10 protein-coding genes are annotated in these 22,324 nt (G+C 58.9%); 3 read left to right on the top strand and 7 right to left on the bottom strand.

Annotated elements, in window-relative coordinates:
* Positions 1–332: 332 nt before the first annotated feature.
* Positions 333–2,168: an FAD-dependent oxidoreductase gene (locus FHS27_RS26765; protein WP_184308832.1), complete on the bottom strand. Its 1,836-nt coding sequence runs from the start codon at positions 2,166–2,168 to the stop codon at positions 333–335.
* Entirely contained in the window at positions 2,168–3,193 is a 1,026-nt protein-coding gene (locus FHS27_RS26770) for a calcium/sodium antiporter (RefSeq protein WP_184308834.1), read from the bottom strand. Before FHS27_RS26770 ends, FHS27_RS26765 begins: the two co-directional genes overlap by 1 nt.
* Before the next feature lie 1,181 nt (positions 3,194–4,374).
* Here FHS27_RS26770 and FHS27_RS26775 point away from each other — a divergent pair.
* Positions 4,375–6,132 (top strand): hypothetical protein, encoded by a 1,758-nt coding sequence (locus tag FHS27_RS26775; RefSeq protein WP_184308836.1) that lies wholly within the window; start codon positions 4,375–4,377, stop codon positions 6,130–6,132.
* Positions 6,133–6,395: 263 nt separating this feature from the next.
* On the opposite strand, the gene FHS27_RS26780 is transcribed toward FHS27_RS26775, so the two are convergent.
* From FHS27_RS26780 to FHS27_RS26800, 5 genes are all read right to left on the bottom strand, one after another.
* Positions 6,396–13,142, bottom strand: coding sequence for a dockerin type I domain-containing protein (locus FHS27_RS26780; protein ID WP_184308838.1), 6,747 nt, complete (start codon positions 13,140–13,142; stop codon positions 6,396–6,398).
* Positions 13,143–13,656: 514 nt separating this feature from the next.
* Positions 13,657–15,633 (bottom strand): hypothetical protein, encoded by a 1,977-nt coding sequence (locus FHS27_RS26785; RefSeq protein ID WP_246421017.1) that lies wholly within the window; start codon positions 15,631–15,633, stop codon positions 13,657–13,659.
* A gap of 285 nt (positions 15,634–15,918) precedes the next feature.
* Entirely contained in the window at positions 15,919–16,308 is a 390-nt protein-coding gene (gene hisI, locus FHS27_RS26790) for a phosphoribosyl-AMP cyclohydrolase (RefSeq protein ID WP_184308870.1), read from the bottom strand.
* Between the two features lie 80 nt (positions 16,309–16,388).
* Entirely contained in the window at positions 16,389–17,393 is a 1,005-nt protein-coding gene (locus tag FHS27_RS26795; protein ID WP_184308840.1) for an NADPH:quinone reductase, read from the bottom strand.
* A 102-nt stretch (positions 17,394–17,495) separates the two neighbouring features.
* On the bottom strand, positions 17,496–17,756 hold the full coding sequence (locus FHS27_RS26800; RefSeq protein ID WP_246421019.1) for a Trm112 family protein: 261 nt from the start codon (positions 17,754–17,756) through the stop codon (positions 17,496–17,498).
* A 141-nt stretch (positions 17,757–17,897) separates the two neighbouring features.
* Between FHS27_RS26800 and FHS27_RS26805 the strand changes: the two genes are divergently transcribed.
* Together FHS27_RS26805 and FHS27_RS26810 are read left to right on the top strand one after the other, a co-directional pair.
* Positions 17,898–18,677 carry a hypothetical protein gene (locus tag FHS27_RS26805; RefSeq protein ID WP_184308842.1) on the top strand — a complete coding sequence of 260 codons (780 nt, stop codon included), beginning with the start codon at positions 17,898–17,900 and terminating at the stop codon, positions 18,675–18,677.
* A gap of 160 nt (positions 18,678–18,837) precedes the next feature.
* A complete protein-coding gene (locus tag FHS27_RS26810; protein ID WP_184308844.1) occupies positions 18,838–22,317 on the top strand; it encodes an aminotransferase class I/II-fold pyridoxal phosphate-dependent enzyme in 3,480 nt (1,159 codons plus the stop codon).
* The last annotated feature ends 7 nt before the right edge of the window (positions 22,318–22,324 follow it).

Raw genomic sequence — 22,324 nt, forward strand, 5'->3', positions numbered from 1 at the left:
GTCGATGCCTCAACGCGAACCGACCACAGACCTTCCGCCGAGAACCGACCGCACAATCGCGAAGAAACATTACCCTTCTGCGTCGGCATGCCCGGGACGCCCGCTCAAGTCGACTCGGATCCCCGCGAACTCCTTTCCAATACCCCGGAGTTCGCCCAAATTACCAGGATCACGTTCGTGTCACCAATTAACGCGGTGCCGAAATTCGCACGTGAATCTTTTGGAAAAACGCGATTTACGATCGAGCCGCATGGAGTCGGCTTGCGAGGAAATGGGCAACGCGTTGAACGGTCAATCGTCCCGCCCACTGGGCGATGCCGACTTTTTCAAAGTCAGACTCTCGGCGATGCGTCCAGCTCGCCGTCGTTGATCTCCGACGCGGCGCGGCGTCCGTGTGCGAACGCCTCCTCGAACAACGCCATCCCGCTGAGATCCGTGCAGGCAAAGTGCACGTTGCCGATCGGCTCGGCGGCCGTTTGCCGCGCGGGATGAAAGAGCATACCGACGCGAGGTTGCGGCATGGCGTGTCCCCATATCATCACGTCGAGTCGCGTGACCAAGGCCCTGATATCGGGATGAGCGAGTTCCAGATCACTGAGCACCGTCTCGGCGGCTTCCGCCCATGTGAGCTGAATCAGTTTCATGCGACGTTCCGCCGGCAAATCGTCCGGCAACGCCTGGTACCACGTTAACACGGTCGGTCCATGATCCCGACCGGTTTGATGCGTCGAGTTCACATAGCCGAGCGATCCTGACGCTAACGTCACATTATCCCAACTCATTGGGAATGACCGTTCAGCCGGTCGGTCGCTCAAATGAACGTTTGCCACCAACCAGGAACTGTACGAGAAAGCCTTTCGATCGATTTCGGGTGTCGCTGATTCGGCAAGCGGGGATTCAGCAGAAGGGGATTGAAGCCCGGCGTGTTTGGTAGCGGCACCTCGCTCGTCCGCCAATTGCGATGACAACATTCGCGACGCAATGAACTGCGGCACCGCAACGATCACGTGCTCGGCGTGAATCGTCGATGCGATGTTCGACGACGCGTCCACGACATCCAGCCTCAACGACGAGTCTCGCGAGTCCGGATCGATTCGCGAAACCCTCATGACTGCTGTGCCGAGTCGCAAACGATCGCCGAGAGGTTCGCACAGACGATCGACAAGAAACCCGTTCCCCTCGGGCCATGTCATCACGGGCTGTGACTCACCGTGCTCGTCAGCGACCCGCGCCGAGAAGTAAAACAGCCCGGCCCACGCACTGGTTTGATCCGCCCGCAAACCGTAGTCGTCTCGGCAGGCGTAATCGACTAGCCAAATCAGCAACGGGGAATCGAATTGGTTTCGACGCATCCACTGGGCCATCGAGATCCGATCCAGTTCGCGAACACTCGCATCGGCGGAGCTTTCACTGCAAGGAATCGCAAACCACCGCCGCCCATCCTCGCCGCGCTGGACCGCCATCCGTGTCACCTCGGCCCGAAAACGCTCTAACTGGTCGCGGTCCTTTTGTGTTGCGACGGCAAAAGGAAACAAACCTTCGTGCCACTGTCCATCGGCGAAAACGCGTTCTTCCGGATCACGGCATAGATAGCGTTCCGCCGCGACAAAGGAATTTTCGCCCGATGGTTCCAACACGCCGCACTCAATCAGAAACTCAACCAAGGGTTTGTTGTCTGGCATGGGCACGGGCAAGTAATGGGCTCCCCACGGAAAACGCCCGCCATCCCACTTACCGCTGCGAGACGTTCCGCCTGGGACCGACTCCAATTCCAACACAACAAAGTCATCGATGCCGCTTTGCAACAAATGCCGGGCCGCGGCCAAACCCGCGACACCCGCCCCGACGATCACACACCGATGCGATTCAGACGGTTCGTCGACATTCGGTGCCTCAGCAGCGGACGCGGCAGGAGCGTCACGTAAACGATGGCCGAGTTGATAGTTGGGCGATAACAGATCACCGTTGGGCGGAAGGGCCCCCGAGAACATTCGATCGAGCTGATCGCACCCGACTCCGCTGGCCATCACCCCCGACAACGCGGCCGCCCCGAATACCATCTCAATTAATTCACGTCGGGAATACCGCAGCGGCTGGCTCCGCCGGTCATCATCACGTTGCGCCAGAGACTCACGTTGCGATAGAGACAGGCGAGCGTGATCATCCATCACAGCGCACCATTCATGGGTGCCTCACCCAACAACGCCCCGCTAGAGATCAACAGGTAGGCGACGTAGCCGAAATACAACAACACCATCATGCTGCCCTCAATCCGCGTCACCGTTCGTTGGGTTCTCAAGAACACCCAACTCAATATCGCCGCACCGATCATGATCGGGATGTCAACATGTTCGATCGATTGCAACACGTTGATGCCGACCGGTGACACGCATGCCGAAACACCGAGCACCGCCAAAACATTGAGAATTGTGCTGCCCACCGCATTTCCGATCGCGATACCTCGTTCGCCTTTGAGCGTCGCTGCGACGGACGTAACGAGTTCGGGCAACGACGTGCCCACGGATACAATCGTCAAACCGATCACCGCTTCGGACAATCCGAAACGCCGAGCGAACGTCACCGAACCATCGACGAACCAATCACAACCGAGAATCAACGCGCCGATGCCGATGGCAAGAACCACGAGCTGCAACAGGACCGCGCCGACTTTACTAGTCAATGTCGGTGTCTCGAGAGGTTCGCCCGCCACACCATCGACAAACTCTTCAATCTCCTCCGTACCGTGTCCCCTGCCCAATCGATAGGAGATCGCAAAGTACACGACCATCGCGACCAAAAGCACGATCCCGTCGAAACGGCTGATGTTGCCGTTGAATCCAACAACCCACATTGCGACACACGCCCCGACCATCGCGGGAACATCAAACGAGGTGATTTGCCGATCCACCGTCAACGCGGACACCATCGCACTGACGCCGACGATCATCAGCATGTTGAATAGATTGCTGCCCACGACGTTGCCGATCGTGATATCGGCCTTGCCCTGCATCGCCGTCGCAACACTCACGGCCATTTCGGGTGCACTCGTTCCGAGCGACACGACCGTCAATCCGACAAATAGCGGACTGAGCTTTGCCAGAATTGCCAACCGCGATGCGCCACGCACGACCCACTCGCCTCCGAAGAGCAGCAGCAAAGAACCCCCGAGAAGTTGTGCGACGGCAAAAAGCATAGGTATGGGCTGGGCAGGTTTGAGGGCGAAAATTCACGAAGGCAAACCCAAACTCACAATCGGCACACGTCGGAATCGATCGCGGGGTCTGCAAAACGCTCGGAGAGTTCGCCAAAAAGAGTATCAGAGCGACACCTGATCGTCATCGTGGCTGACATTCCTGACATACACGCCACTTCCCTGACAAACACGCCCCTCAAACCGCCGCGTGCCGGGACTCTTTCACGCGAGGATGACCGGCAAGATGACGCCGACGGGAACCGCCCCCGCAGGACAGCCCATCCAATGAATTAGCCCGTCGCATGAAGTCGCATGAATTTCCCTGTCGATTGAAACAACGCGGACCCGACCGCGCATGAAAAAACCCACTTACTGAGACCAAGGTAACCATCTCAGCAAGTGGGCAAAGCTCGCGTTGTTCTCAATTACTGAGACAAGCTCAAAAAGTGAGTGTGATCGCGAGTGGGGTGGCCGACCCAAGCGTCAGCCCGCCGACTTTCGTCAAGGGTTTCCACCCCGTTGGCTAGTACAGCAATAATCCACTTGATCACCTCCTTTAGAAAACATTGTTTGACGTGGCCCTCATCCAGGTGCCAACCAGAACGGACAAGGCTACGTGCGGAAGTTTTGTCGCGACGCGTATCGCGACCCGGTGACGACATTATCGTCAAGGGTCAAGACGATTGCAAGACAGATCAGGTTCGCGCGAGCTTCTCCAAAGCAGTCCGGTTATTCTAAAAGTGCAGTTCAACCGAGCCCGAGATCGCCACAACCCGACCACCCACCCTCGTGAAGCCCCATACACCGGCGGCAGTCTGCAACGGCCTGGTAAATCAGGGCGTGTTGCGAAAATGCAACGTCTGTGGCGTTGAGTCTGCAGGCAAGGCGATTTGGCGAAAATGTCCCATCATGGGGCGTGCAAAAGTCGTGATTTTCGAAGGTTTTTTCCACAATTGTCTCAAGTCTTGCCTAGGCTTGTACAGCGTGGACATTTTCGTTCGCGGCTCAGTTTTTTCCTTCGAAACGCACGGTCGCTGGCCCCACAATTGCAGACCATGGGATTTCCCTCCGGTTCGCTCGAGGCTAATAATCGTACGCGCGGCATTGGAGCCGCGTGCCGGGGAAAAGATTGACCTGCCAGTCCGATTGTTACGGTCCACGATGGTTCAACAAGGAACACCATGAAATTGACTGTCATGAATATCTCGCAAACCAATTTGCTCGATTCAATCTTCGCCAAATCCTCACTCGCTGCCCTCGCCGCTTCCATCGGTATCGCGGGCGCACCGATCAGCTCGGCCCAAGACGCGTGCTGCTTCCAGCCCGAGTACCGCCTCGAGTGCGAAACAGTGATGCAGCCCGAGCTCGTCGAGCGGATGCGCGTCACCTACGAAACCCAAATGGTCGAAGAGGAAGTCACGAGCTACCGACCCGTTCTGAAAACGCGAACCGAAGAACGCACCTACAAGGTCGCCAAACCGGTCACCGAAACCAGCTACCGGGAAGAACGCTACACGATCTATCGCCCCGTGACGGAAACGTCCTATCGCGATGAAACCGTGACCCAAACTCGGTACGTCAACGAAACCGCCGAACGGGAAGAAAAGGTCACCACCTACCGTCCCGTGACCGAAACGCAAATGTACCAACAGCAGTACACGGTGCAGCGACCGGTCACCGAAACCCAAATGTATCAGCAACAGTACATGGTTCAGCGTCCCGTCACTGAGACTCAGTACCAATCGCAAACGGTGACCTCGTACCGTCCGGTCACCACCATGCGACAACAAACCGTTGACGCCGGTGGATACGTGCCTCAAACGACAATCACCCCGGGTGCGGTTCAGAATTCGTTGGTTTGGAACCCGAACGCCTACTACCGCCCCGGCCCGCTCGGCATCCTCGCCTATCGCCGTGGTGCGCCCGCGATCGCCCAAACGGTGACCCCACCGGTCGCGCAAACCCAAATGGTTTACCGCCCGAACTACGTCAACCAACAGATCGCTCAGACCTCGTACGTCCCTGAAACTCACCAGGTCCAACGTCCGGTCCAGGTGACTCGCATGCAATCGGAAGTCGTCACCCAGAACGTGCCGGTCCAAGTGCAGCGAATGCAATCCGAGGTCGTCACACAGAACGTCCCGGTTCAACGTACCCGGATGGTCCCCGAAACCACCGTTCGCAAGATCCCCTACACGGTTCAACGGCCAGTCACGGAAACACTGACTCGGAAAGTTCCCGTAGAACACAAACGATGGGTCGCCGAAGAACGCGTCCGCAAAGTGCCCGTACAATCGACCCGCATGGTCTACGAAACGCGTCGCGAGCCGGTCACGATCAACTACTACGAACAGGAAGAAGTTCGCCGCAAAGTGATGCGTCCTGTCACGGTACCGAAGTACGAACCGTACACGGTGCAGCGAATGGTTCCGCGTCAAATCGTGCAGCGTCTACCGCTGTCGTACGTCGACCCGTTCAGCCCTGCGATCCGCAGCGGTTACTCGTCGCTCTCGCCGATCATCGAATCCTCGCCGATCCCGAGCACTTCGTACCCGTCGACGGAATACCCCAGTTCGTCGTCGATCGTCACTCAACCCAGCGATTCGGTTCGCAGCAATCGGCCTGCCACGGACGATGGCGAATCGGTTCTCGAAGGGCCCGCTCAATCAGACGATTTCGAACCTCAGTCTCGCATGGGTGGCGTTGAGTTTGGTGCCCCTGAACGGGACTCGAGCGACGACGCCAAACAACTCGACGAGATGTTTGACGACAGCGACAACCTCCAAACGTTGCCAGACCCACGCGATGGGCAGCCTATCGAGACCCCAGAACTCGATGACAAGCAAACGCGATGGAACACTCGTCCGTCCACCAACGCTAGCTTCCGCCAAATCGGACACCGCGTTCAGTGGAACCCAACGTTCGCCCGCGAAATCTAAAACACAACGTCATCGGCCAACTCATTGGTCGAAAACGACAACACGCCGAAGCCGCCCGTTTGATCTCATCCGGGCGGCTTCTTTCGTTTTCAAACTCATCAACGCAGAGCCTGTAGAACACTCTGTAGAACAATTGCCCCAATTGTTCGTCCACCAACATCCACCCAACACAAACTCGCCGCCAAAACCCTACCCACGCACTCAATGAACGGTTGGGACAACCGTTCTACACACTTAGGCGACCTTGAATCTGCATCGCGTTATCAAAACAGATTCGAACCATCCGCAAGCCCCAGCACCTCGTCGTCGTCTGACAGACCGACGTTGTCAAAAACGTCATCCACGGCCGACGACCACGACGAAACGACAGGCTCGCCTTCCGCTTCGCTCGCGTTGAGCAAGTTGATCACCATCAGGGCATCGAGTGCCGAAATCATCCCGTCGGCGTTGACATCTTCGTCCTGAAGCGTGCCCGATTCCGATCCCGTGACGCCTGACGACTCGCCGGAAGCGTCAATCGCGTTCATCCGGTTAATGATCCGCAACGCATCGAGCGCCGTGACATACCCATCACGGTTAACGTCATAGACGACTTCGCCTTCACCACGCTGCGGCGTCGCGGGTTCACCACCACCGATCCCGCCACCTGCTGTCCCACCACCCGTAACAGGCGCCGCCCCCGTGGGCGACAAAGAACTGTGCTCGGTCGTCTCGAGCAGCGGCACTCCGGGATCCTTGATCGGACCGAACTGCGCGAGTTGTTCGTTGTCACCATCGAACGAAATCGTGACGTCCGCAACGATCACCGCCCGCAGCCATGTCAGAACATCCTTGACGGCACCGCCATCAACGAGGACCTCGCAGCTTCGCACCTCGTCGACTCCTCGTTGAACGCAGATGTCGCCCGGGTTCAAATTCGATTGGTCGCCCCCGTCGAGGAACTCACCGTCCTCGTCGAAATTCTCGTCTGATCCAAAGTTGCGATCCGAGAACAGCACATCGTTGCCGCCACGTCCGAACAATCGATCCACGTCCGGCCCACCGGCGAGAGCATCTTCGGCGACGCCTCCGAGAAGGTCGTCCGCACCTTCGCCACCGTTAATCACGCTCTTGGCATCGTGCCGCACCGAGATTTGATCATCGCCGGCGAGTCCATCAATCCGGACGAACTCAACGTTGTCCGTTTCAATCGGTTCGAGCGTCGCGTCACCGGATCGATATCCGACCGTGATGCGATCATCATTGTCGGTTCCGACAATCTCGAGTCGGTCGATCACGCCATCGTTGGCGACACCGCCACCGTTCCAACGGATCGCTTGGTCGCTGCCTGCGATCCCGTACGCAATCAGACTACTGATCGTCAGCGTGTCTTCGGCCGTTCCGGTGTTAATCTGAATCGTCTCGACGCTGACCGAATCGACAACCTCGTTGCCCGTTGTTTCGCGAGACGCTTGATCCGCTGCAGGCGTCGTTGTCGCCAAGACTCCGGTTCCCGCTCCCGTAATGACGTAGCGGAGATCCAACGACACAACCGAAGAATCCGCGTTGACATTGATCACGTCGCCGACGCCCTGCCCCGTGACCTGCGTATCAAAGGCTTGCTTCGCCGCGTCGATCAACACGCCTTCGGTAAAGTCACGTGTATCGGCTGCGTTACCACCACCATCGATCAACAACTCTCGTGTGCGAGCCTGTTCGTCTTGGCCGGCTACATTGATCGGATCATCATTGATTCGGCCCAGGTAGCCCGCCGCGTCGGCTCCATCGGCGTTGAGGTTGAACGTGTCATTATCGGCGCCACCCCCGAGTTCGACAACGGTTTCGAAGAACACTTCATTGACAATAAACTCGTCCGCTCCCGAACCACCGTCAACATTCACCACCGCAGTCGCGTCGGTTTGAACCGGCGTCAGTGCGGTCGCGTCTCCCAATGTGATCATGTCATCGTCGGAACCGGACTCAACCTCGATCCCCGACGCCGCACCCCGATCGACGATCGAAATGGCATCTTCCCCATCGGCCGTATCCACCAACACCACGCTTCGGTCACCCGTCGTTTGAATCGTGACGGTATCCTGCCCCTGCTCCGTATTCAAACGCAGGATACTGTCGTCGCCGGTCGTCTCGATCGTGACGGCATCGTTACCAGCGTTAGTGTCAATTGTGACTTGGTTGTCATCGACAGTGGACAAAACGCTAAGAGTGTCGTTGGCCTGTCCGGTTTCGATTTCGACCGTCTCGACCGTTTGATAATTGACAACGCCGGTCGCCATTGCGGCGGTGCGTTGAAACGTCGTCGAACTCAACACGTAACGATTGTCGGCAAGACTCGCGTCGTCACTGATGACCAACACATCCCCCTCGACGGTGCTCGCCGACACGCTCACTGAATAACTCGGTGGTGCTCGGCGTGCCGTGACGCTCGCCGACGCGGTGGGTAGATCGGCGTGCGATTCACCGATCACATAGACGTCACCGAGAATGCCATCGAGCGTTCCGGAATTCGCATCGGCGTCCGATGAAACATTGAACCTGTCGGTGTCGCCTCCGCCATTTGCAAAGATCGAATTGTCCGCGTCGGTCGACTGAATATTAAAGACATCGTTACCCAACAACGCGAGAATCGTGATCGAGCCAAGCGTGTCATCGTCGTAGAACAAGGTGTTGGCATTGATTTCAATGGTATCGTTGGTTACCAGGATCGTGTCGTTTCCGTCCGTCCCCAACAACGGGCAGAGGTTCCCGCCGACGTTGGTACCGAACGCGTTATCGACGATCGAACCTTCGGGATTGAAATACGACAAACCACACTTATCATTGCCATCGATGACGGAGTTCAAAACATGCATTTCGCCGGAGTTGTTAAACGCTCCGCCACCCGACGCCAATCCCGTATTGGCGACGTTGTTGGTCAGCGTAACGCCATCGAGCCGAAGTGTCCCCGACTCATTGAACGCACCCCCTCCGCCCTGCCGTGCTCCCGCCCCCATCGCTTCGTTGGAATCGATCAAGGTCCCCGTGACGTTCATCGTCCCATCACCGTTCCACAACCCGCCGCCCTCTTCGGCCGCGATGTTGCTCTGAAAGGAACCACCGTTCACCGTCGTCGTGCTCGTGCCGCTGGCGTGAAGCCCGCCGCCGTTGATACCCGCCGTGTTGCCATCGCTCGCGGTCGGTCCGCCGACATCAACGCTGGTAACCGTCACCATCCCCGCGTTGTTCTCGATCCCGCCGCCCGCACGGGCCGCGTCGTTGTTCGCGATCACACCGCCGTCGATGGTCACGTTCCCACCGACGGTCATCACACCGCCGCCGTTTCCGTTGTTCGCCGTAGCGAGGTTACTGGTGATCGTCGCGTCATCGATATCGAGCGTGCCGCCATCATTGAAGACACCGCCACCGCCCTGGTCGTTGCCCGCGTTGTCACCTGAGTTCGCGGTGTTCTCGGTTACCGTCGTGCCGTTGATTCGCAACGTCCCGGCACCATTCCAAAGCCCACCGCCTTCTTCATGTGCCATGTTCAGCCGGAACGTGCCACCGGTGACCGTCACATCGCTGGCTCCGCTCGCGTGCAATCCACCGCCATCGCGACCGCTCGCATTGGAACCGATAAAGGAATCATCAATCGTGACGGTACCGCCGACTGTCATCACACCGCCGCCGTTACCATCACCGGCAACAGCCACGTTTTCGGTAATGGTCGCCTCATCAACATCCAACGTTCCGCCGATATTGAACACTCCACCACCGCCCTGATCGTTGCCGACGTTGTTGCCCGACCTGGCTGTGTTCTCCGTGATGGTGGCGCCGTTGCGGATCGTCATCACGCCGCTACCGTTCCACAAACCGCCGCCCTCTTCATCGGCGGCGTTATTTTGAAAAGTTCCGCCATCAACAACCGTGGTGCTCGCTCCGCTGGCATGGAGCCCGCCGCCGTTAACTCCCGCGGTGTTACCGTCACTCGCGAGCGGGCCCCCAACCGTGACACCCGTCAGTGTGACGTTGCCCGCATTGTTTTCGATGCCGCCGCCGGCACGGGCCGCGTCATTCGCCTGGATCGTCGTGTCATCAATCATCACGATCCCGCCCACGGTCATCACCCCGCCGCCGTTACCGTTGCCCGCAGTCGCGATGTTTTCTGCGATCGTTGCGTTATCAATGTCGAGCGTTCCGCCGATGTTGAACACACCGCCGCCGCCTTGATCGTTACCCGCGTTAACGCCAGAGTTGGCCGTGTTCTGCGTGATCGTCGTGCCGTTGATATTCAGTTGCCCCGCACCATTCCACAAACCGCCGCCTTCCTGGTTCGCGACATTGTTTTGGAACAAACCGCCGTTAACGGTCGTGACGCTCGCCGCACCAGAGGCGTGGAGCCCGCCGCCGTTGACCTCAGCGAAATTCCCCGACGCGACCGCGGGACCACCCACCGTCTCGTTGGTGATCGTGACGTTGCCGTTGTTGTTCTCAATTCCACCGCCCGCCCGACCGGCTCGGTTGCCTTGAATCGAACTGTCGTCAATTGTCACGGTTCCACCGACAGTCATGACTCCGCCACCGTTGCCGTTGTTCGCGGTGGCAAGGTTATTCGTGATGGCTGCGTTGTTGATGTCCAACGTACCATCGATGTTGAACACACCGCCGCCGCCTTGATCGTCGCCGGCGTTGTTGCCCGAGTTCGCCGTGTTTTCGGTGATCAACGTGTTGTTGATCGTCAGGCTGCCGTCGCCCAACCAAAGCCCACCGCCTTCTTGGGCCGCGACGTTATTTTGAATCACGCCACCGTTGACGGTCGTGACACCGCCCGCACCACTGGCGTGCAGCCCACCACCATTAATACCCGCGATGTTGCCATCCAAAACGGCGGCTCCACCGACGGTGACGTTGGTCAACGTTGCGGTACCGTTGTTATTCTCGACACCACCGCCGGCGCGTGCGGCCTCGTTGCTTTCAATCACCGTGTCATCAATCACCAGCGTCCCGCCCACGGTCATCACACCGCCACCGTTGCCGTTGTTGTCGATCGCCTCGTTGTTGGTGATGGCCGCGTTGTTCTCGATCGTCAGCACACCGCCGTTGTTGAACAGGCCGCCGCCACCCTGATCGTTCCCGGCATTGTTTGCCGACCGAGCGATGTTTGCATTGATCGAGGTTGCATTCACGATCATGGTTCCCGCATCGCTGTTCCACAGCCCACCGCCCTCTTCTCGGGCAAGATTGCCTTGCACCAACCCGCCGCTAAACGTCACGCCCGCGAGGCCTGTGACATGCAAGCCACCGCCGTTGCCGGGACTCGGAGTCGTGGCCGTGGTGCCGCCGCCGTCGACATCGTTGTCGAGCAAATCAACACTCGTCAACGTCATCGTGCCCGCGACGATTTCGATCCCACCGCCCGCTCGGTTGGCCGAATTGTTCTCGACCGTTGTATTATCAACCGTGACGGTTCCCGCCAATGAAAAAAGTCCGCCACCGCTGCCCTGAACCCCATCGGCCTGGTTGCCTTCGATGGTGGCGTCATCAATGTCGAGCATGCCCGAGTCGTTAAAAATCCCACCGCCACCATTGTCCGCCGCATCACCGCTCGCGGTATTCCTTTGAATCGTGGTACCAGTGACCGTCATCGTGCCGGCCCCGTTCCACAAACCGCCCCCTTCACTCGCCGACACGTTATCTGAAACCGTTCCGCGGACAATCGCGACATTCCCGTCACCGGTCACGTGCAAACCGCCACCGTTCCCGGGAGCCCCCACGGCGGGCAACACGCCCGCGTTGTTACCATTGATCTCCACGTCGGTGAACGTGACGACCGTTCCGGCGACCGTTTCCACGCCGCCGCCCGCACGATTCGCGAGGTTGTTATTGATGAACGAATCCGTCACCGTCAGCGTCCCCGCGTTGAACACGCCGCCTCCACTGCCAGCCCCAACGGTCGCCGTGTTCCCCTCAATCCGAGTGCCACCGCGGACAGTGAGATTTGCACCGTCGTTGTAAACGCCACCGCCCCCGTCGGTCGGCGCCGCGCCACCACTCGCCGTGTTGTTTTGAATCGTCACGCCGTCGAGCGTCGCTGTCGTTGTGGTCTCGGATGAGTTGTTGATCAGCAAACCGCCACCGATGGTCGCCGAGTTGCCCGAGATCATCCCGCCGTTGATGAGAACCGTTTCCAGTTCGCTGAGTGTCAAACCCCGTCCAGGCGTATTGATCAGATCGACATCCGTGGTCGTCAAAACGTCGTCATCGGAGTCACCACCATCAATGATCAGCGACGCTGCATACAGCGAGTCGAGCGTACTAACGTTGATGATGTCGGCTCCGGTGCCCGCATTCACGGTCAACGAATTCGTGGGACTGACAAACAGAACGCTCTCGCCTAACGTCGAGTCGATCAGGTTCACGTTGTCGCCGGCGGCACCACCATCGGACAACGCAATCGTCTCATCGCCGCCAGTGAAAGTGAAAACGCGATTGACCGCGTTGAGGTTATCGATAACAGGTTCCAAACCGGTGTAGTCGATCGTTGCCGTTTGGCCGGCCGCCTCGATCGCGATCGATCCGTCGTTCTCGTTGACGAACGTGTGATGAATCGATTCGGCCGCCGCACCGTCAATATCGCCACCGATCAACTCGATGGAGTCGCTCCCGCTCGTCGATTGTCCGCCGCCCTCAAACACGATCGGCGTGCCGATGAAACCGCCGCTGTAATCCACACGCAATGTGTCGTCACTGTCCGATCCGACCACTCGCAACGAGTCAATTGCCGCCGCGTCCTGACGCAGAAGTTCACCGCCGACACTTCCCGAGACCACGATTTCCGCCCCGTCCATGACCACATCCAACGTCTCGCCACCCGCAGTCGCAAAGACATCGGTGGCCAGGAGTTGCCGATTCTCAAGCGATTCGAACAACCGACGTCGCTTGTGTTTCCGCGTTTCCGTTGCCGTGACAGAGACCGATCGAGACCGTTCGATCCAACGCTTGAGTAGACCACGGCGTGAGGAGTTTTCAGCAGGCATGTTGTGTTTCGTCGGAAAAGTCAATGGATGCAGATCATCAGACGCGAGCGGCGAGCCCCTCGTAAGATAGGCAGTTTACACCAGTGTCTGGGGGGCGAGTCATTTTAATTACACCGGTCGCACGGCGTCAGAATCGTCCCAATCGTCCACAAAACCCCACCGAGAGACTCACCCAGCAAATCAATCTCGAGTCCGCAATTCGGCTGGCTGACCCGTTGAACTCCAGCGGCGAACATCGCAGCACGAAGATTGCCCCGGATCCAAAATCTGCTCCAGAAACGAAGATTGCCGCAGCGCCAGAGGCTCTTACCAGAGCGGCCACCAAATTGCCGGAACGCTGCCCCAGGCGGCTCCCGATCCCGAGAGCAAACGCAAACACTCACGTGTCTCGGCTCAAGCGGTGCGTGCTGCAGGATGAAAGAGACCTGCAGACTTAGAATTCCATACCTAATCACGTCCCCGATCGCGTCCGTCGAGAATTCCCAGACGGAGCGTTCAAGGGGCGGCTAGCGGTTTATCGGTCCTTGACGTACCAACCCGATTCCTGCGATTGGCTGCGAACCTTCGACTGCCAATCGTTTGCCGATCCGGTCGGTGCGGCGGGCCGCTGGGTCGAAACCGGTTGGCGGCGTTCGGTGTACGATCGAGTCGGCACACGATCTTGCGGTCCCTGCACGGATGCTTCCCGGACCGGAACGCTCAACCGCTGCGTGCCGGAGTAACCCGACGAACGATCCACGCCCTGATTGAACTGCGTCGTCGGTGGCGGCAACGCGGGCAACAGATCAGGTGCTTTCAACCGTTCAGTCGTATCGAACGGATTGCGATAATCCTCCGGTGCAGGGATTGGTCGCACACGCGGTGCCGAAGTTCCCGATCCGGTCGCATACCGGCGATCAACGTTCGGCCGTTGCACACCGGTTGTCAATTCGCGCAGGTCCTGTTGATCGCGTTCAATCTCCCAACGACTCCGTTGGTTAGTCTCCTCGGTTGAGGGCCGAGTGTTGGCCGGTGGCATGAGCTGGTTGTACGACTCCGGCGTCGATTCATCGGCACCCTGGTCGGCGTCGGATTGATCGTAGTTGTTCGAATTCCCATAGCCATTCGAATCGTTGTACGATTCTTGATTCGCACCATAAGGAGTGTAAACCGAATCACGCTTCGCCTCGGCCTCTTTCTGCAATGCCGCACGACCGGCTTCGTAACCTTGACGATACGCGTCGTCGGCTGACTTCGAGTCCGAATAAGCATCCGGTGAAGCGGGACGAGCCGATTGCAGAGACGGAGCCGGGAACGGTTCGCTGTCTTCTGACTCGAACGACGGTTGGTAACTCGGCGAACTGCCCGTCAGCGGCTGCAGGTTCGTGCTCGGATAGCTCGACGACGGCTCCGAATAGCTCGGCTCCATCGAGTAACTCGGACGCCCCGAATAGGTTGACGTCGAAGGCAACGTCGGAGGCGATACCGGCTGCAAATCACCGCTACCGCCGATCGGTCCCACGCTTCCCGGCGACGTCATGCCCGGTGACAGAGTGCTGGGCGACAGGTTGCTAGGTGGTAACGTGCTCGGGATCGGCGACGCACCGTAGAGCGATCCGCTCGGGCCATAGGATTGGGCGCTGCACGGATCGATACCGCTCACGGGATCAACGCCACACGACGAACCCGTTATCGGTGCCGCACCGGCGTACGGTGCCGGTTGCAACGTGGCATACGGCGTGCGTTGAAGTTGTTGTACCGTCGACGTGCACGGTTGCTGAACCGTGACGGTCGTTCCCGTTACCGGATCCACTGTCGTCGCGGGACGATAGTAAGTGATCGGGGCGGTGTAGTAAGACGTGCGATATCCGGTTCCGAGAAAGGAATTAAAGAACCGAGCCAAACCGCTGCGGATCGGCGTCGGATACGTTCGCTCGATCGGCAACGCAACCGTCGATCCCATGTCGGCCCGATAGGACGTCACAGGTTGATTGACCACCGACGGCGACGCGGAAGCATAGTTATTTGGGTAAACGTTTCCGGTGCCGTAAAACGAGTTTCCCGCTGTCGCGGCGCCACGATAACCCGAGATCACCGGCTGACCGGTGTAGACCGACGGGTTGTCCAAAGGCACAGCGCCGTAGGCAGGTCGCTGAACCGCGTAAGGCGACGACGGAGCGTAGATGCTCGTACCGGCCAGCGGCAACGAAGTCGTATTCGGGGCGGCCGTGACGATCGGTGTGTAACCGGCCGTGTAGGGCGTGTATCCGGCCGCGTAAGGCGAGACCGTCGGTGTTCCAGGTGTGATCGGGATGGTCGAGACCGGAACCGGCGGCGCGAGCGCGTATGCCGGTTGTCGACCGTACAACCAATCCGTCAGGCAGCATGCTGACGCCGATGGCGCAGCAGTGACCGCGGCAGTCGCGATCATTGCGAACAGAACCCGACGCGCAGGATGTTTGCGGGCGGAATGCGTTCGAGCAGGGTTGGTTCGGATCAGGCGGGCAGGCATTGGCCATTCCAGCGGTTAGCGTCAAAAAACGAGACGAGCAAATCGGAACCACTCGATCGCCGTCGAACCGTATGTCATTGAATTCATGACAGTCATTGAATCCATGACCGTTCAATCCACGAGGCGAGCGTGTTCCGGTGCAAGTGAACGTCTCAGCCCCTGCAGGGTCAATGGTTCTTGAGCCGAAATCAGAACGTTGAGAAGGTTTGCCGTTAGCGAGAAATCGGTTGAAACGATTAGGCAGAATAATTGCCCTAACGACTCGGACACGTGGGCTGACCGCGTTTAACCGTACACGTCGGCGGGATCGACGAGCCGAGGCTCTCGGACATCGACGCTGCCGTCCGAATCGACGTTACGAAAGAAACAACTTGCGTAACCCTCATGACACGCAGCACCGGTCTGGTCGACGTGCAAAAGAATTGTGTCGGCATCACAATCGACTTGGACACTGCGTACGATCTGTTGATGGCCGCTCGTCTCACCCTTGCGCCATAACTTGCCCCGCGAGCGACTGAAATAAACCGCGCGCCCGGTTTGCATCGTCTCCGTCCACGCTTCGAGATTCATCCACGCCAACATCAATACACGCCCCGAACGGGCGTCCTGAGCGATCGCGGGCAGCAACCGATCCTCACTGGCGTCGCAGAGGACTCCCGCGTCGAAGTTGGGCATCAATGCATCATCGGACTGGGATGCGTCACCCGATTGGGATGCGTCGCCAGATTGAGGTGCGTTGTCAGATTGAGAGGAAGTCATGATTCTGGATTACTCGTAACAATGATTTTGCCGCACAACCGATCGCTCTGCCCCAACGTGGCCGACTCTTGGAGTGCGTGAGCTTGGGCTGCTTCGGCGAGCGTGAAACTCGCGCCGATGTTCGCTTTGACTTTTCCCGTCGCCATCATTCGCGAAAGCTCTTCCGCGGCCGCTCGCATTTCAAACGGAGTCGCCTTGAACATAACGAAGCCGTGCAGAGAACACTCTTTGACGTAGAACGGTCCAACGGGAAACGGCGGCTGCGCGTCACGGCCTGCCATCAACACCATCCGCCCACGCTCCGCCATGACGTCGACCGCGGTCGCAAAGTCAGGCTCACGGCGGGTTTCCCAAACGACGTTGACGCCCCGCTCGCTAAACTGACGGACTTGCTCGGCGATCGACTGCGTCTTGTAAAGGATGACTTCTTCGGCGCCAAAGCCCCGTACCTTCTCGGCTTTCTCGTCACTGCCCGCCGTCGCAATCACGCGAGCCCCCGATGCCGCGGCCATCTGAACCACCATCGAACCGACGCCACCGCTGCCGCCGATCACCAACACAGTCTCGCCGGGTTGCAACTGAGCTTCGCGAAACAACCCTAAGTGTGCCGTGATGCCGACCAACGCACAGGCCGCGGCATCTTCAAACGAAACCGCGTCAGGCAAACCGAATACCCATTTTTCGTCGACCGCAATCTTTTCGGCAAACGTTCCCTGCCGGCCCAGCAGACCTTGATTGGTCGTCCAAACCCGGTCACCGACTGCAAACCGCTTCACGTTCGCACCGATCGCCTCAACCACGCCCGCGGCATCGCAACCAGGGAAATACGGCCATGGCAGATCCATCGCCACCACTCCCGAACGGACGTAGGTGTCAATCGGATTCACCGACATCGTGTGTGTCCGAATCAGAACCTGATCACCATCGATCTGAGGGTCAGGTACGTCGCCATATTGAATCGCCTCCGGCGCACCGGTGGCTGTCAGGAATGCTGCTTTCATAAAATCGACGCGTTAAGAAACTAGAATCCGAAGTAATAAAGAAGAACGAGTTATTGATGGAGCAAATAAATGCATGGAGGCAATCGATTCAGCGAATCCGGCTTAACGCAAATCCTTGATTTGGATCGCGCTATCCGCGATCAACGTCGCGATATTCTCTCGAACCGGGTACAGCCGATCCTTCGCGGAGTTAACCATTCCGGCATCGATCGGCGTCTCAACTCGCGTGCCCAATTGATCTCGAGCGGCACCCGCGGAAATCGCCTCGTTGACCCGCTCGACCAGTTCCGGTTCCGCCAGAACCAGTGAGTCACCCCCAAACGGACAGCGTAGGATAGGTAAAATATCCGGGGTAATCATCATGCGTTTCTATCCGCGATGGGTTTTGGTTTTAATGCGTTCGGGTACCGATGTCCGATCAAGATTAGCATTGTCTTCTCTTTTAGATCACTCGCCTAGCCTCTCTCGGCGGCGAGTGCTCCTCACGCACGACGAGGGATTGTCATGCGACATGTCGCACGTTTTCGCAAGCACATGCTTACCCTGATCGCTGGTTCGACGATCATGGTTGGTTCCCCTACTCTTTTGCAGGGCGAAGATACGCCTGGATATTACACCGATCCATCGACAGGAATCGTTTATCGCAAAGTCGTCCGGACCATCGAGCGTCCGGTCGTGGAGACCAAAATCGCACAACGACAGGAAACCGTTTACAAACCCAAAACCGTCGTCGAAACGCGACCAACGACTCGCCGCACGTACACTCCCGTGACCGAATTCCGGTGGGTGCCTCGTGTCGAAGGCCGTTGGAATCCGTTCCGGCAACCCACCGTCGCCTACCACCACGTTCCCGAAACCCGCTGGCAATCGCGAGACGAGGTCATCGCCGAAACGAAAACCCAGGTGCAATGGGAAGCCGTCACGCAGACCGTCGACGTGCCACAGCGTTTGACGCGGATCGCCAGAGAGGAACAAGTCGACTTTGAACCCGTCGGGCGAGTAGCCCCCCCGGCGGCGAGAACTCTCGCCAGCAACGTCGCTCCCGAGATCGCCGCCCGATTGCGGCCGCTCGATACGTCGGCCCCCGTTCAACCGCTCGGCACGAGCGGCGCCACCCCGACGAGCAGCAGTTTCGTTACCCGAGACGACAATCGCTCGTCCTTGCAATCAGGACTGCGGGCGACCGAATTGGCCCCCGATGCGGCTCGCGGCTACACCCAACCGCTGGGGATCGGCAACACGACAGGCGTCGCGGGACTGTCCGTTCCTCGGATCTGGCGTTGAAAATCGTCCGGTTTCAAGGGTTTTCCGAGTTGTAACCTCCTGTCAAACTGTAGCATCTGGATAATTCAGGTCTAAGGCGGCGTCCTTAGGCCCTCATGCCGATGAAGATTTCTGTCAGGGAAGTTAGACTAACTCGTCGAAAGCTCGTAACCGCGATAGGTTGAAACTGGTGGATCTGCAAAAATACTTCTCAGGCGACTTGCCCCCGCGGGACCATTTCGTATCGATCCTGCGACATTGGGAGCAGGCCCGATCGGACAGCATGGCGTTCTCGTTCACCGATGGTGAAGAATCCGAAGAATCGCTCAGCTACGCCGAGTTATGGGACGAAGTCCGGGGCCTCGCCGGGTATTTGCAAGGCCGATGCGGCATCCGCCCGGGCGACCGAGTCCTGCTGCTGTATCCTCCCGGTCTGGATTTCGTTGTCTCGTTGTTCGCGGTCTTCGCCGCCGGAGCAATCGCGGTCCCCGCCTTCCCACCGCGACGTAACCGCAAGGCATCACGGATCCGTTCGATCGTCCTCGACGCTGACGCACGTTGGGCGTTGTCGACCAGTTCGGTCATCGAACAACTCTCCGGCCCCGACCTCCACGAAGACCTCGTCGGTGTCCAATTGCTGGGGACCGATTCCCCCGACCACCGCGACGGGTCGTACTGGCGATGCCCACGACTCAGGAGCGACGCACTCGGCGTTCTGCAATACACCTCGGGTTCGACCGGATCGCCCAAAGGCGTGATGCTGACGCACGAGAATTTGATCGCCAATAGCGAACTGATTCTGCACGCGTTCCAACCCGATCAATTCATCGTCGGCGCCTCTTGGTTGCCCACCTATCACGACATGGGTCTGATCGGTGGCGTCGTGATGCCGATGTTCATGGGACGGCCCAACGTCTTGATGAGCCCGATGGCGTTCCTGCAGCGTCCGGCCCGATGGTTGCAAGTCGTCTCGAAGTACAACGTCACGGTCAGCGGCGGGCCCAACTTCGCCTATCAATTATGCGTCGACAAGATCGACGACGATGAAGTCGCCGGCCTCGACCTTTCCTCTTGGGAGATCGCGTTCAATGGAGCCGAGCCGATTCGCGCCTCAACGCTCGACGCGTTCACGCAGCGGTTCAGCAAACTCGGATTCCGCGCCACGTCGCACCTGCCGTGTTACGGAATGGCCGAAACGACGCTGATCGTCACCGGCGGCCCGAAGGATAACGGCGCCGACATGAAACGGCCGGTGTTGACCGCATTCGACGGCCCCTCCCTCGACAACAAAACGGTGCGTGCCCCCGTTGATCCGGATTCCGCCCGCGAACTCGTCGGCTGTGGACGCGTGCTACCTGGTGAACGCATCGAGATCGTTGATCCAGACACCCGCCAACTGATGCCCACCGGATCAATCGGCGAAATTTGGGTGCAGAGCCCCTCGGTCGGTCGCGGTTACTGGCAACGCCGCGAAGAATCCAACAAGACGTTTGCCGCGATGACCAGCGACAAACAGGGCCCGTTCCTGCGAACCGGCGATTTGGGTTTCTTGCACGAAGGTCAACTGTTCGTCTCCGGTCGCCTCAAAGACATGATCATCGTACGGGGCGTCAATCGTTACCCGCAGGATATCGAGGAAACCGTCGAACGAGCCAGCGACGTGGTGCAGGCCGGTTCCGTCGCCGCTTTCGCGATGACCGACAGCGATCGCGAACAATTGGTCATCGTCGCCGAAACGATTCGACGCCGCGACCTCGATTGGGACGACCACCTGCAATCAATCCGCCGCGCCGTGACGGCCGAACATGACCTGCCACCCGATGCGGTCTACCTCGTCCGCAACAGCAGCGTTCCCAAAACGAGCAGCGGCAAGATCCAACGTCACGCCTGCCTGCACGCCGTCCGTGATAACGAACTGAAAATCGTCGCGCAGTGGATCCGTGGTGAAGAATCCTCTCTGCAGCCGTCGGCGTTGCAGGGTGAAACGATGATGAAGGCCGCCGCGGGCAGCAGCGGACTGAACGCACCGGCCGACCCAGTCATCATCGACGCGATCGAAACGCACGTCCGCCGCGTCGCCGGTGAACGGGCCGGGCAAATGTCGACCGACACGAACATCGTTTTGGACCTCGGACTCGACAGCCTCGAACGGCTCGAGATCGCACGAAGTTTGGAACGGACCTTCGGCGGTCGATTCCCCGAACAAGTGCTCGACGAAGTCGAAACGATCGGACAAACCGCCGCCGCCGTCGAACGATACCTGTCCGCCGGTGCCCGGGCTCGCGCCGAAGCCTTCCTCGCCGACCCCAACCAACAACTCGGCGCGACCGACGACCAAATCAACGGTACCAATCTGCAGGACGCGATCTCGTCTCACTCCATCGATGGGAACGTCACACGTCCTATCCGCAGTGTCACGGTCGCTCCCGAGGATGACGTGACTCAGTTTACCGAGTACCGCCGCCTCAAAGCCACGATGCGGCAAATGCAACTGACGGGCTGCCCCAACCCGTACTTCACCGTCCACGACAACATCGTCGGCGACACGACGATGATCGACGGAGAAACCTACATCAGCTTCGCCAGCTACAACTACCTCGGCCTCAGCGGGCACCCGGAAGTCTCCACAGCCGCCTCCGATGCGATCGCCCAGTACGGCACCAGCGTTTCAGCGAGCCGTTTGGTTTCCGGCGAAAAACCGATCCACGGTCAACTCGAACGCCGCATCGCGGAATGGGTCGGCGTGGACGCCGCGATCACCATGGTCGGCGGTCACGCGACAAACGAAACCACCATCGGACATCTCGTCGGCCCCGAAGATCTGATCCTCCACGACGCCTTATCACACAACAGCATCGTCCAAGGTGCACTGCTTTCCGGTGCCAAACGACGCCCCTTCCCCCACAACGATTACGAAGCACTCGATCGCATGTTGACCGCCCTGCGGCATCAATATCGTCGAACGCTGGTTGTCATCGAAGGCGTTTACAGCATGGACGGCGACTTCGCCGATGTGCCAAAATTCATTGAGATCAAAAAGCGTCACCGATGCATGTTGATGGTCGATGAAGCCCACAGTTTCGGAACGATGGGCAAGACCGGCCACGGCATCGCCGAACACTTTGGCATCAACCCAAAAGATGTCGACATCTGGATGGGCACCCTCAGCAAATCGGCCTCGTCGTGCGGCGGTTACATCGCCGGCTCGCACGCACTCGTCGAACTGCTCCGGTACACGGCCCCCGGGTTCGTCTTCAGCGTCGGAATGCCGCCGAGCCAAGTCGCCGCGGCGATCGCATCGCTCGATGTACTCGAACGCGAACCCGAACGTGTCGAACGACTCCGGCATAACAGCCAACTGTTCCTCTCGCTGTGCCGCAAAGCGGGTCTCGATACGGGCGACAGCGGCGGAACGCCCGTCGTGCCTGTCATCACGGGCAACTCGCTGGTCGCACTGCGACTGAGCAACCGGCTCAAGAAAGACGCGATCAACGTGCAACCGATCTTGTATCCCGCCGTCGATGAATCCGCCGCACGACTGCGGTTCTTCATCACCAGCGAACATTCCGAAGAACAAATCCGCTTCACCGTCGACCGCACCCAGTTCCACTACAACGAACTGCAAGGCATCCCCGCCACATCCTTAGCCGAAACCGGCTAACCAACGC

It is taken from the genome of Aporhodopirellula rubra, assembly GCF_014192335.1.
Classification (GTDB): domain Bacteria; phylum Planctomycetota; class Planctomycetia; order Pirellulales; family Pirellulaceae; genus Rhodopirellula; species Rhodopirellula rubra.

Bases quoted from the DNA above. Each gene is read 5' to 3' on its own strand.
- hisI (WP_184308870.1), bottom strand. From the start codon at position 16,308: ATGCCCAACTTCGACGCGGGAGTCCTCTGCGACGCCAGTGAGGATCGG.
- FHS27_RS26805 (WP_184308842.1), top strand. From the start codon at position 17,898: ATGCGACATGTCGCACGTTTTCGCAAGCACATGCTTACCCTGATCGCT.
- FHS27_RS26770 (WP_184308834.1), bottom strand. From the start codon at position 3,193: ATGCTTTTTGCCGTCGCACAACTTCTCGGGGGTTCTTTGCTGCTGCTC.
- FHS27_RS26780 (WP_184308838.1), bottom strand. From the start codon at position 13,142: ATGCCTGCTGAAAACTCCTCACGCCGTGGTCTACTCAAGCGTTGGATC.
- FHS27_RS26775 (WP_184308836.1), top strand. From the start codon at position 4,375: ATGAAATTGACTGTCATGAATATCTCGCAAACCAATTTGCTCGATTCA.
- FHS27_RS26800 (WP_246421019.1), bottom strand. From the start codon at position 17,756: ATGATGATTACCCCGGATATTTTACCTATCCTACGCTGTCCGTTTGGG.
- FHS27_RS26795 (WP_184308840.1), bottom strand. From the start codon at position 17,393: ATGAAAGCAGCATTCCTGACAGCCACCGGTGCGCCGGAGGCGATTCAA.
- FHS27_RS26765 (WP_184308832.1), bottom strand. From the start codon at position 2,168: ATGGATGATCACGCTCGCCTGTCTCTATCGCAACGTGAGTCTCTGGCG.
- FHS27_RS26785 (WP_246421017.1), bottom strand. From the start codon at position 15,633: ATGCCTGCCCGCCTGATCCGAACCAACCCTGCTCGAACGCATTCCGCC.